We start from the raw sequence: 12874 nt of genomic DNA on the forward strand, positions 1-12874 counted from the left end.
TGCAACTTAAATGTTGTCAGTTATCAGGGGCGCACTTACGATTAACTAATGACTCACGACTAACAACTAATTATTAATGAAAATTGTATTTTTTGGTACACCTCAATTTGCTGTACCCACCTTGGAAAAGTTATTGAATCATTCAGAATTTGAGGTACTGGCGGTTGTCACCCAACCAGATAAACGCCGGGAACGCGGAAATAAACTTACACCAACACCAGTAAAAGCGATCGCCACTGCTCACAATTTACCAGTATGGCAACCCGAACGGGTGAAAAAAGACACTGAAACTTTAACCAAACTTAAACAATTAGATGCAGATGTGTTTGTCGTTGTCGCTTATGGACAGATTTTATCGGCAAAAATCTTAAATATGCCAAAATTGGCTTGCATTAATGTGCATGGTTCGATTTTACCTAAATATCGCGGTGCAGCACCGATTCAGTGGTGTTTGTATAACGGAGAGAGAGAAACGGGGATCACCACGATGTTAATGGATGTGGGGATGGATACCGGCGCAATGCTCCAAATAGCCACTACACCTATTGAATTACTGGATAATGCCCAAGATTTAGCCGACAGACTAGCGGGGATCGGTGGGGATTTGTTGGTGGAAACTCTGTTGAAGTTGGAACGTAAAGAAATTCAACCAATTCCCCAAGATAATTTAGCAGCGACTTATGCACCTCTGATTCAAAAATTAGATTATGCTTTGGATTGGTCAAAAAGTGCGATCCAATTACACAATCAAATTAGAGGCTTTTACCCTAACTGCACGGCTACCTTTCGCGATAACCTGTTGAAAATTACTGCTTCTGCTCCTCTTGGTTCTGTAAGCGATCGCGATCTCCCAGTAGAATTACAAGAATTAATGCATAAATTGCCTGATTTGTCAAACGTATCAGAACAACCGGGAGTTGTAGTCAGCATTGTCAAAGGAATTGGCGCAATTATCCAAACTGGGGAAGGTTTGTTGCTGTTGCGAGAAGTTCAGCTAGCCGGTAAACGTCCCCAGTCAGGATGGGATTTTGTTAATGGTACGCGCTTAACTGTGGGAGAAGTTTTTGGTGCAGGAAGCTGACGGGCATAAAGGAGATGAAGGAGAATAATTTTTAACTCCTCACTCCTGTACAGACAAGGGTTAATCGCGTCTTTCCTAAGACTTTTCATAAAAGCGGCAAGATTCGCAAGGGCCATCTGGGTTGACTGCACAGCGAATGAGTTCTGAATGAGCATTGTAGCAGCAGGTGGCATCACCGATTACCCAACGTCCTGCTACCAAACTTTTCTCAGATGGTCGTTTAGCAGACTGTACATAAATGGCAATATTATGCAAGCGGTAGCGCCCAGCTTGAAGTTTGTATTTATGGCGGCGCTCTAAAACCGCGTAGGTTTTACCTTCAAAATCGAGATAGTTTCCGGGTTGTGGTGTCCAATCAAGTTGCACTCTACCAAGGGACTTACGCGGGTGCGTCAAAATCACCTCAGTTTGTAAAGAGTCTGGCTCCATAAGCTTATGTGATTTGATTTACATTATAAGGATGGTATCGCGATCGCTTTCTTTAGCTTACCGAATTTAAATTACAATTAATGATTAACTAAATTTGCGAAAAATATACATACAGTAGGGATGCACTGCTGTGCTACCCTACAGATTACGGCAACCAAAAGTCAGGTAGGATAGATTTACTGAATTTACGCAAAGTTTGGTTGAGCGATCGCGCCACTTGGATATGCACTTCATCCTCTTCTACAGCTAAAATCTCAGCTGGCTGACCTTTTCCCAAATAAGACACTATCAAATTCGCCGCTTCCAAACCAGTAACATAAGCTTTTTCCTGCGACCAAGAACCATGACGGTTCACAATCCAATCCCCACTCATAAATACATTCTCAAAACTTGTCTTAGTCGGCAACATATAACGATAGCTACCAGGTGCAAAGTGAGTCACCGCTTGAGGTAGCCGAATCACACTACTATCAATTATCTTTGCCTGCCGAAATGCTGGTATACAAGTTGCTAAATAACCCTGAACTATTGATAAAATCTCCTCATCGCTCAAACCCAGAAACTGATTCGCGTGATAGAAATCAGCTTCAATCACTGTTCCCGGTTCATCCCGATATTCATCATGTAGAGCATTCAAATCAAAAAACGTCCAACCTGTAGTTGTGTCGAATCCAAAGCAAGCATTAGAAGGACGAGGAATATTAATTTTACGGTCAAACCATAGTCGCGTTGCTAAAACATCAATTGCTCCTAAATTGCTCAAATTACGGAATTCTTCACGACTTTGTAAACTCGGGCTAGTTGAGACAATTTTCTTCATCCCCGTAATTCCAACCGCAAAAATCACGGCATCTGCATCAAAAACTTCATCACCGCAGACCACAGCCTTGGCTCGATGATCACTATCAACAATTAAATCTGTAACCCGACGCTTGGGCAACACTCGCACACTAGCTTTTTCGATACGTTCCACCCAAGGACGAAATATTTTTTCTCCAACAGTTCCCCGACACCAAACCACATCAAAATCGGGTTGATGAGCCAGAATAAAAAAGTAAAGCATCCCTAAAGTTGCGGCGGCTGAACACTGTTCGCCAGGGGCAAATAAGCCCACTAATAACATCGGTTCAAAAGCTTCGCGGTAAAGTCGGAAAGAAACGTTAAAGTCTTTGAATAATTCACGGGCAGTTACAAAATCATAGCGCCGCCAAGCTGCATCAGAATTGTCAAAATCAACGACAGCATAAAGTAAAGGCAAAGCGCTAAGACGGTCAATTAGTGGCAGCCGCTTAAACTGAGTGTAGAGAAAAGTTCCCAGCGGCGAGGGAAGTCGCGGTAAATCTTGAAAAATTGGTGATTCAACTTCCAAACCTGCTGGCGAATATTGCGAAGAACGAGTCCAAGTAGTGAAAGGATTAATTTCTAATTCATTGATTAAAGAAAAAATATTTTTGTAAGGATACCAGAACCCATGAATACCAGCTTCAACAGATTTTCCGGCAGCTGTTTGCCAACCTGCCACTAATCCACCCGGATAGGGACCTGCTTCAAGAAGTGTCACATCATAACCTTGTTTTGCCAAATGGTAGGTTGCTCCTAAACCAGCCCAACCAGCACCGACAACTACCACCCGTTTTTGTTGTAACCCTGCTACCATCGCAGCCTCCAATTGTTGCTGTCCATCAACTAATGTATACGAACTTGTATTTTGATCGAGCAAGAGTTGATTATTATAGCGATTTTCATTTGGATGCAATCGGCGCTTTACTAGCACATCTGTGCAGCTTCACTATTTTCCATCGAATTTAAAATAGCTATAGACTTAAAAAAGGCTCAGGAGAAGCAGTTCAGTAAAAATAACTTGCGGATAATGCTGAGTTAAGAGTATAACAGAAAACAGATTTAACTATTCATGAGGAATAATCATAATGAGTCAATTAGCAAATGTAAAATTTAGTCTGAATGATTTTGAATTGCGAGATGGCATTTATTTTCCTAGCGACTATGAACAATTAACTAATACTCAACATAAAAAAACATGGGATGCAATTGGTAAAACATATTATGGCTCCCAAAAAATTGAAAAAGTTGCAGCAACATCACCCATTAAACAAGATTACACTCTGCTAACTGGCACGCCTGGAGGTACTTGGAACAAATTTCCCTTGAATAAATCTGTCGGTTCTATTCTAGAAATTGGTTCTGGTTATGGTCGCGCACCTTTACATCTATCGAAAGCAAAAAATCTGAAATGTGAGAAATACTACGGTATTGATATTTCTGAGCCTTTATTGCGGCGGTTAATCAAAGTTAAACAAGAATACAATTTTTTCCCAGAAGCTGAATTTCACTTGATTTGTACTTCTGCTGAGACATTGCCTTTAGAAGATAATTCTATAGATTTGGTAATTTCTAACTGCGTTTTTATGCATATCCCAGATGCACAACTAAGGAATTTATTGGCTGATATCTCTCGTGTGCTAAAACCTGGGGGAATTTTTGTTTTTAATCATTCCTTTCACAATAAGTCTTGTCCTTCTCATATTATCCATAATTTTATCAGAAGGCTGAACCCATTTGTGAGAAACCCAGTTTATCTTAAGCAATATTCAGCTGCTGAAATAGAAGAAATGTTAGCTACTGCTAGTATGAAAGCGAAGTGTCCAGAATACATTGTCGAACCAACAGCAGAATATGCGATTTTGCCGGAAACCATCAAAGGGATTCCCGTGCCGTTTGCTAATGCTATCAACAGAAGTCTCAAGCCATCCGATAATTTAAAAGAAACTTTGGCTTACGGTTTTAGTGCCTATAGTACTCAATTGGACTAATTAAGAAACTCTCTGGTTATCACAATAAATTAAATACCGATAATTTCCAAAAGCACAACAATGTTGTGCTTTTATTTTTATAATAAATTGTTAGGTTAAGACATGAAACTTAACATATAGATATTATAAATGTTTAACCGAACCCGATATGACTGCTAATTATAGGAGATTCAAGGTTGCCCAATGAAGATTAGATTCGCCAAAACTTGTACTTTTGTTAATTCGCGCACGAGACGTTGAGCTTGATGTTTATAAAGTGGTATCGGTAACACTCTAGGCAAATTATTCATCCATTGCCTAGCAGTAGTGGAACTACATCCTGTAATCAAAACTATCTTTTCAGCTCCATATACAATTGCATTTGTAGTCAGAGCTTTTTCAATCTGCAACTGCCAAAGACGAGGCAGCATTTCACCCCATTCAATTCGCTGCAAACTACTGCTTGTGGCTAAGACAATTAAGCGATCGCCAGCATCAAGCTTAACATCATACCAGTTTTTGGGATTTCCTTGATTGATTGTGATGTAGTTTACCAACTTTTTCCAGCACATTAAAGCTAAAGTTGGTAAATTATGGATTAGTTGAGCTAATTCTTCCCCAGACAACTATGCCATTGGATCTATCGCCTCTTTGGATATCACTCAAAACTTCATTACTTGCCACATTTATCACCTTCTTTTTGGGTATCGCTGCTGCCTACTGGATGCTAGGATATCGTGGCAAAGGTAAATCGTTGATTGAGGGTATCTTTATTGCGCCGCTGATTTTACCACCCACAGTTGTCGGTTTCTTGTTGCTGCTATTTTTTGGTAAAAATGGCCCTGTAGGGAAACTCATGCAGACTTTTGACTTCACCATCGTCTTTACTTGGTATGGTGCAGCGATCGCAGCTATGGTAGTTTCTTTCCCTTTAATGTATAAAACTGCACTGGGAGCCTTTGAACAAATAGATAGTAATCTGCTGCGAGTCGCTAGAACCCTTGGTGCAACTGAAACCACAATCTTTTGGCGTATCAGTTTACCCCTAGCACTACCCGGCATTGTCGCCGCCACAATGCTCGCTTTTGCCCGTGCTTTAGGAGAATTCGGGGCGACATTGATGCTGGCTGGTAACATTCCCGGACAAACGCAGACAATCCCAATGGCGATTTATTTTGCTGTGGAAGCGGGAGCAATGAACGAGGCTTGGTTTTGGGCGATCGCAATTATGGTGATTTCTCTATCTGGAATTATTGCAGTCAACTTCTGGCAAGAATTGAGAGAAAAGAGGAGGGGAGTGGGGAGCGGGGAGCAGGGAGCAGGGGGAGCAGGGGGAGAAATTCTTTATACTCCGCACATTAGCTTTGAATCTAGTGGATTGTTTGTCAACATTGAAAAAATACTTCCTAGCTTTGATTTAAAAGTTGCTTTCAATACTGATAAGCAACCTTTGGGATTGTTAGGAAGTTCTGGAGCAGGTAAGAGCATGATTTTACGCTGCCTTGCAGGGATAGAAACGCCCACAACCGGGCGGATAGTTTTAAATGGTAGAGTTCTGTTTGACTTGGAACAAGGAATTAATTTACCCAGTCGCGATCGCCGCATCGGTTTTTTAGTGCAGAATTACGCGCTGTTTCCCCACATGAGTGTGGCGCAAAATATCGCTTTTGGCTTGCCCAAAGGACTATCTGCTGGGAGTATTCGGGTACAGGTAGAGGAGCAACTAATAGCAATGCAGTTGCAGGGATTAGGCGATCGCTATCCGCACCAACTTTCTGGAGGCCAACAACAACGGGTAGCTTTGGCAAGAGCATTAGCAAGTCAACCGGAAGCGCTGCTTTTAGATGAGCCGTTTTCCGCACTCGATACCCATCTGCGGAGTCAATTAGAACAGCAAATGACAGAAACTCTAGCTGGCTATCAAGGTGTGACTCTATTTGTCACCCATAATATGGAAGAAGCTTATCGGATTTGCCCAAATCTGTTGGTATTGGAGCATGGTAGAGCCGTTCATTATGGCAGCAAATATGATATTTTCCAGCATCCTGCTACTGTGAGCGTCGCTCAACTCACTGGATGCAAAAATTTCTCCCGTGCTGTTCTCCAGTCATCGCAACAGGTAGAAGCGATTGATTGGGGTTGTACTCTGCAAGTAATTGAACCTGTCAAAAGCGAATTATCCCACATCGGTATTCGCGCCCATCAGTTCGTTTTTACCAACGACTTATCACAGGAAAATACTTTTCCCTGCTGGCTAGTGCGAACAAATGAAACGCCTCATAGAATGACTTTGTTTCTCAAACTACATTCGGCTGGCAAGAACTCTCAAGATTATCATCTGCAAGCTGAAGTCTTCAAAGAAAAATGGGCGACGATGAAAGACCAACCTTTTCCTTGGTATGTGCGTTTAGATCCTCTGCGGTTGATTTTGATGGAATGAACGCGGAGATACATCGGACAGAGTGAATTGCATATTTGGGTGTTGCATAAAATGAACCTGGAAGTTGTCAAATTCCAGTTACCTGTGAAGCGATAATCCCATCGGCTAAAAGGCGATCGCGAAGACAAGCGTGTAGAATGTGTTAGTTAATAGGGTAGGCATCTTTCACTTAAATCCCTATTGTGTAAAAGGTCAAGATGGTACAGACACCCGCCAGTCCAGAAACCGAAACCCTATTGATTGAGTTGCCTAAGACGATTGGGCTGTACGTCACCCAGAAACAGTTTGCCGCTTTAGCAGCAGCCAACCGAGACTTGACATTAGAAAGAACCGCAGATGGAGAGTTAATTGTGAACCCACCAACAGGTTGGGAAACTGGAGAACGCAACCGCAGCCTCACTGGACAACTTGATCGCTGGTACGAAGAAAACGAAGATTTGGGTAAAGCCTTTGACTCTTCGACTGGCTTCATTTTACCCAATGGTGCGACTCGCTCCCCCGATGCCTCTTGGGTGAGCCGAGAACGTTGGCAGGCACTTACTCTTGAACAAAAAGGAACGTTTCCTAATATCTGCCCGGATTTTGTTGTAGAGTTACGCTCTAGCTCAGATCGGCTTGGGTCTTTGCAAACTAAGATGAAGGAGTACATTGACAATGGCGCTCTGCTGGGCTGGTTAATCGATCCGCAGCAGCGACGGGTGGAAATTTATCGACCGAGATTAGCAGTGGAAGTGTTGGAGAATCCGACTGAGTTGTCCGGTGAAGCGGTGTTACCGGGTTTTGTGTTGAATTTGCGTCGGGTGTGGGATTGAAAATTGAATATCTCCTACATGACATCTGCAATCTGCCAGGGGAGTGTTTTTTTGTTTTATGACCGACGCTTCTGGGATCAATGTACTTTCCTATTGCGTTAAACTCCATTATAACTTCCTCAATATTGTCTCTGTTCAACTTCAGATTGTTGTGTCCTTCATCATCCTCTTGAACAATTATTTTCCACCCTGTACAAGGATTTATTAAAAGATAATCTTTCCCTATCGGAAAATTATTCGCTGTACATGTGACATATAATTCATTCCTACTTCTGTTGTTATACGCAAGGTTGTCATAATCTTCTCTGTCCAACTCTTCCTCTTGTTGACCAAGGATTTGATAGGCATAAATAAACTTATTAAGGGGGAGATGACTGAATTCGTACACTTCATCTTTATCATCTTTGATACTAACTTTGCCTTGGTGTTCAATTTCAACTTGAATTTTGTGATTTTCTGTTGTGATGCCCGGAATAAATACCTTTACATCTTGAATGTAAAGATATGCATAATGATGTACTCACAGCTGATGCGGGTGCTGACAGTTTCCTTTACAACACTAGTGCTGTTTTTAACAGATCTGCTATTGGTCTAGATACCATTAGTGACTTCAACAGTTCTCAAGGTGACAAGATTGTACTGGATAAGACTACCTTTAGTGCGTTCCCGCTTCTCTTGTCGGAGACTTTACACGAACGGGTTGCCGTAGGCATCGCTTCTAATCTCGTAACTATTTTAAGTAATATTAATGCTTTTTAAAGTATTGGTTTAGACTTGCATCAACTGATAATTTTAGAAGTACTTACTTCAAGCGCCCAGATCCAAGGAGTCTGAGCGCTTGAATATTAGGTTGCAGAGAAGCTTCTGCTAGATTGTCGTGGAATTAATTATACGGGCATCATGTGCATACTTCTGCAAGACTCTGCACACTTACAGCAAGCAGCAGCACATTCCATCATTTTCGCGTCATCGCTCATCATCTCACACGCCATTGCAGTGCGATCGCACATTTCCGCACAAAGCATACAAGTGCGTTCCATGAACTCAGAACCGCTCATCATCATATTCATACACATCATGCACATTTCAGAGCAATCACGCATCATGCTCATCATGCTCATCATGCTCTTGTCCATGTGTTGACCACCTTTGCTCATGCAATGAGTCATGGTTTCCATGCACATTTTATGACAGTCCATACAAACATCCATGCAAGTTTGCATTTCTGGAGTCATGGTTTCAGTCATCATCATCATCATCGGAAATACCTCCTGATTTTTTGATGCATAAAATAGTGTCCTTGAAAGGACTACTGATCACATTAGTCTTATTCTTTTAAAGAGTCAATGGGGTTTTTAATCCAGAATTTTTAAGCCTACTATCCCGATATAATTACCGGAAATCTGAACTAATTCTACACTAGTTTAATGTTGTTTTGTTGGGAACTACTATACATTAAGGTTTAGAAACGCTCGTTTTTGAGTGTGGTTTCATGTGGCAAGTCAACTTTACTTGGGCATCAAAAGTTAGAGTTAAATTTAACTCGAAAATAATGTTATTGTTTTTAACAAATGAATGCCTAAACTAAGTATTTGTAAATTTATATTAACCTGGATTTTATTAACTTATATTAACTTAAAAATATATATCCTGAAAAATTTGTAATTCATAATGGAATTTCAACTGTGCTTAAAACAAAATTTCCTCAAAAAAGTAATTTTCACAACTTACATAAGATATAATGTCAGTTATAGATTTGATTGCAATTTGAGTAAGCGATCGCTCGCTGCTTGTAATGTCTCAGGTCTTTTGCTAAAGCAAAATCTGATCAATGAATGTCCTTTTTCTGGTTGACTAAAAAAGCTGGAACCGGGAACTACAGCAACACCGATATCTTTAATCAGATGGTAAGTGAATTCAACATCTGTTTTATAGCCAAACTTGGAAATATCTGCAAGAACGTAATAGGCTCCTTTGGGAACGAAATAGGGAATTTTAACTTGGTCTAGAATTTGTAAAATGCTGTCTCGCTTCTGGTGATAAAGTTTGCCTAGTTCTTCATAATAGGATGCTGGCAATTGCATGGCGACAACTCCGGCTCGTTGCAATGGTGCAGGTGCGCCAACGGTGAGAAAATCATGGACTTTGCGAATCGCCCCTGTCAATTGGGGGTTTGCCAGAATGTAGCCAACTCGCCATCCAGTGACGCTATAAGTTTTGGACAAACCGTTAATAGTAACGGTGCGTTCTTCCATTCCCGGAAGGGTCGCTAGGGCAATATGTTGAGTGCCGTCATAGAGAATATGTTCATAGATTTCATCAGTGAACGCTAACACATCCCATTTTTGACAAAGTTCAGCAATTAAGGTGAGTTCTTCACGGCTGAAGACTTTACCTGTAGGATTATGAGGTGTATTGATAATAATTGCTTTGGTATTGGCATTGAAAGCTTGACGCAATTGTGCTTCATCAAATGTCCAATGGGGAGGATGCAGTGTCACGTAACGGGGTATAGCACCAGCTAAAATCGCATCAGGGCCGTAGTTTTCGTAATATGGCTCAAATACAATTACTTCGTCACCAGGATCGACTGTCGCCAGCATCACAGATGCCATTGCTTCTGTGGAACCGCAGGTAACGGTGATTTGGGTTTCGGGATCGATATCTAAGCCGAGATACCAACGGACTTTGTTAGCGATCGCATGACGAAATGGGCGATCGCCCCAAGTAATGGCATACTGATTAACATCTGCCTCTATGGCCTGATATGCTGCTTGTTTCAACTCCAAGGGACAGGGAAAATCAGGGAACCCCTGCGCCAGATTCACTGCATCGTGTTGTAGTGCTACCCGTGTCATTTCTCGAATCACAGACTCTGTAAACTGTTCTGCCTTCGCTGATATTTTTTGCCGCCCAATCTTAGTCACCTCTATACCTCCGTTGATCGTTATTGCCGTTATCCAAGAATTTCTGTAAGCCAAACAAATGCCATAATACTGATAGATTTATCGTAGTATACTCAAATTCCAGATCCAGAGGGAATGCAACCTTATAATCTATATACTTAATTATTGAGATTAATAGTCAATTATTGAAGTACCGATCCAGAATCATCATGAAATCTTTGCACCGTCCCGATTTGTATAGCTGGTCTAATTTCAATCCGGCAAGAAATATTGATTTCAATGGGATTGCCTGGATTCGCCCAGATGGCAACATCTTGATTGACCCAGTAGCGCTATCAAACCATGATTGGAATCATCTGAAATCCCTCGGTGGTGTGGTTTGGATTGTGCTGACGAATTCTGAGCATGTCAGGGCAAGTAAAGAAATTGCCGATCAAACCTATGCTAAAATAGCTGGCCCCATAGCAGAAAAAGACACTTTTCCTATATCTTGCGATCGCTGGCTATCTGATGGTGAAGAATTTGTCCCAGGACTGGAAGTGATTGAACTCAATGGTTCTAAAACTCCGGGTGAGTTGGCTTTGTTACTAGAAAAGACAACTTTAATTACAGGGGATTTAGTTCGAGCACGCAAAGCAGGTAGCTTAACGATTTTACCAGATGACAAGCTGCTGAATCGAAAGGAGGCTGTTGCTTCTGTGCGGAGGTTGGCTCAACTGAGTCGGGTAGAAGCAGTGCTGGTGGGAGATGGTTGGCCCGTCTTCCGCGATGGACGCGATCGCTTGCAGGATCTTGTAGCGACGCTGTAAATGGGTGGGAGCGATCGTCGGTTTAAATATTGGGAGAGTTCTGGCAGGTTGTTGCCTAAACTCCTCCAATTCTTTACAGAAATGCTGCTTTGATTCATGCAACTAGGTTATGTTGATTGTGCTTTTAAGTACTGTTGCTACCAATACTGAACTTTTGATAAATAAAAGCTACAATTTACCTCAAATATAGTAATAATTTACATAAGTAAAATGAGAGTTCATATTGATAAAGATTGGACTTTTATAGAAGCAGCTAAGGCATCTTGGACATACAGAGGTGGAGGTATCCAAGGAGCCGGTTGGCGTCTTGGAGTTCTTAGAGCTTGGGGGTGTGCCGTTGGTAAAAAGCGTGCCCTCCAAGAATTTGATAAGGCAGTAGAAGAGTATGGTATTGAAGAAATTACAAAAGCATTAAATATAGCCTCATCCTCTATTAAAAAACTTAGAAAGTTTTACTCCAATCTTCCTAGTGAGATGACAGAAGTTCTTAGGGTCTTAAAAGCCACAATAAAATTAGATTACCCTGTTGATTTAGAAGAAGATAGACAATATGAGTTTAAACAAGTTAAAGGAAATAATCCTGTTGATTCAATCAAAAATACAGCTGATGAATATGCCGTTGCATATCTAAATAGTGAGGGAGGTAGTGTTCTTTGGGGAATACGTGATTCAAATAAAACTGTTTGTGGAGTTAAGTTAATAACTTGACCGACTAGCTAAATCAAGAGGGGAAGAATGAACAGTCGCCGCGTTGTCATTATTGGCGCTGGATTCGGTGGGTTGCAAGCTGCCCTTTGGGACATTTTTGAGGTTTGTACCAAGTAACTAATTTATCGCAATCTCCAACAATTTTGCCTTGTCGCATGGATGTTTTTCGAGCTTGATGCTTACGAAATACGGCATCACACTCAAGTTTTTTAATAGCAACTAAGTCGGCGTAAGCACAAAAAGCTCTATCTCCTAAAAGGATATCTAAAGGATTAAGAAACTGATATAATTGACGAGCTAGTTTAATATCATGAATGTTCATAACGTCGATACATAATGCCATAGCGGCTCCAGTAGCTAAACTGAATATCACACCAATTTTCGCAATTGGGAACCCACATCCAGGTTTTTGACTACTAGGTTGGGGATATGCTTTCTGGTTTTCGGCAGTATCAGGCATCGATATAGTAGAGCCATCTATTACTTTCACATTTCGATCACACCATAAATATTCTGTTGTCACTTTTTCTTCTAAGCTTTGTCCAGACTGACGAAAAAGTTTTTGTAATAATGTTTCTGGTAATCTAGACTGCGCTTGACAATAGGCACTTGTATCAGTTGATGGAATTTCTACTCCAAGCCCAGCTAAATAAGCAATGATTTTACTCACTGTATTATGACAACTTTTATCAGTATCCAAAACTTGAGATAAAAACGCCCAAAGCGTTACTATTGGGTCAAATAATCGCCGATAATATTTAATGTTTAGCTCATCAAGAGCTTGTTCAATTACACTTGTTAGTAACAATTCTTTAAAAGGTAATCCCAAAGATGAATTAAATTTATCCTTGAGGATTTGTACTCGTTCAGACATATTTG

The 12874-nt window shown here is 41.0% G+C and carries 13 protein-coding genes; 7 read left to right on the forward strand and 6 right to left on the reverse strand.

The genetic code is table 11. The annotated features are described in order from the left end of the window. Positions 1-76: 76 nt before the first annotated feature. Complete coding sequence (gene fmt, locus V7K56_RS25980) at positions 77-1081, forward strand: methionyl-tRNA formyltransferase (RefSeq protein ID WP_334915027.1); 1005 nt, start codon at positions 77-79, stop codon at positions 1079-1081. A gap of 75 nt (positions 1082-1156) precedes the next feature. Here fmt and V7K56_RS25985 read toward each other — a convergent pair whose 3' ends face one another. Together V7K56_RS25985 and V7K56_RS25990 are read right to left on the reverse strand one after the other, a co-directional pair. Next, positions 1157-1510 carry a DUF6464 family protein gene (locus V7K56_RS25985; RefSeq protein WP_334915029.1) on the reverse strand — a complete coding sequence of 118 codons (354 nt, stop codon included), beginning with the start codon at positions 1508-1510 and terminating at the stop codon, positions 1157-1159. A gap of 145 nt (positions 1511-1655) precedes the next feature. Further along, entirely contained in the window at positions 1656-3167 is a 1512-nt protein-coding gene (locus V7K56_RS25990) for a hydroxysqualene dehydroxylase (protein WP_334915503.1), read from the reverse strand. Positions 3168-3438: 271 nt separating this feature from the next. On the opposite strand from V7K56_RS25990, the gene V7K56_RS25995 reads away from it, so the two are divergent. Next, positions 3439-4341, forward strand: a complete 903-nt coding sequence (locus V7K56_RS25995; RefSeq protein ID WP_334915031.1) for a class I SAM-dependent methyltransferase — start codon at positions 3439-3441, stop codon at positions 4339-4341. 170 nt (positions 4342-4511) lie between these two features. On the opposite strand, the gene V7K56_RS26000 is transcribed toward V7K56_RS25995, so the two are convergent. Then, a complete protein-coding gene (locus V7K56_RS26000; protein WP_334915033.1) occupies positions 4512-4946 on the reverse strand; it encodes a hypothetical protein in 435 nt (144 codons plus the stop codon). A gap of 2 nt (positions 4947-4948) precedes the next feature. Here V7K56_RS26000 and modB point away from each other — a divergent pair, with 2 nt between their 5' ends. From modB to V7K56_RS26015, 3 genes are all read left to right on the forward strand, one after another. Then, positions 4949-6760, forward strand: a complete 1812-nt coding sequence (gene modB, locus V7K56_RS26005; protein WP_334915035.1) for a molybdate ABC transporter permease subunit — start codon at positions 4949-4951, stop codon at positions 6758-6760. A 197-nt stretch (positions 6761-6957) separates the two neighbouring features. Beyond that, positions 6958-7572 (forward strand): Uma2 family endonuclease, encoded by a 615-nt coding sequence (locus V7K56_RS26010; protein ID WP_334915037.1) that lies wholly within the window; start codon positions 6958-6960, stop codon positions 7570-7572. A 504-nt stretch (positions 7573-8076) separates the two neighbouring features. After that, the gene (locus tag V7K56_RS26015; RefSeq protein ID WP_334915039.1) at positions 8077-8331 is read left to right on the forward strand and encodes a hypothetical protein; all 255 of its coding nucleotides are present in this window, start codon (positions 8077-8079) and stop codon (positions 8329-8331) included. A 128-nt stretch (positions 8332-8459) separates the two neighbouring features. Here the strand turns inward: V7K56_RS26015 and V7K56_RS26020 are convergent, their stop codons facing one another. Then, positions 8460-8831: a four-helix bundle copper-binding protein gene (locus tag V7K56_RS26020; protein ID WP_334915041.1), complete on the reverse strand. Its 372-nt coding sequence runs from the start codon at positions 8829-8831 to the stop codon at positions 8460-8462. A gap of 489 nt (positions 8832-9320) precedes the next feature. Further along, positions 9321-10499: a pyridoxal phosphate-dependent aminotransferase gene (locus V7K56_RS26025; protein ID WP_334915043.1), complete on the reverse strand. Its 1179-nt coding sequence runs from the start codon at positions 10497-10499 to the stop codon at positions 9321-9323. Positions 10500-10687: 188 nt separating this feature from the next. Here V7K56_RS26025 and V7K56_RS26030 point away from each other — a divergent pair, with 188 nt between their 5' ends. Further along, positions 10688-11287 carry an MBL fold metallo-hydrolase gene (locus tag V7K56_RS26030; protein WP_334915045.1) on the forward strand — a complete coding sequence of 200 codons (600 nt, stop codon included), beginning with the start codon at positions 10688-10690 and terminating at the stop codon, positions 11285-11287. A 210-nt stretch (positions 11288-11497) separates the two neighbouring features. After that, positions 11498-11995: an ATP-binding protein gene (locus V7K56_RS26035; RefSeq protein WP_334915047.1), complete on the forward strand. Its 498-nt coding sequence runs from the start codon at positions 11498-11500 to the stop codon at positions 11993-11995. Positions 11996-12044: 49 nt separating this feature from the next. Here the strand turns inward: V7K56_RS26035 and V7K56_RS26040 are convergent, their stop codons facing one another. Next, the gene (locus V7K56_RS26040) at positions 12045-12869 is read right to left on the reverse strand and encodes an IS4 family transposase (protein ID WP_334915049.1); all 825 of its coding nucleotides are present in this window, start codon (positions 12867-12869) and stop codon (positions 12045-12047) included. Positions 12870-12874: the final 5 nt, after the last annotated feature.

Origin of the sequence: Nostoc sp. (genome assembly GCF_036917535.1) — a bacterium.
In the GTDB taxonomy this organism is placed as follows: domain Bacteria; phylum Cyanobacteriota; class Cyanobacteriia; order Cyanobacteriales; family Nostocaceae; genus Nostoc.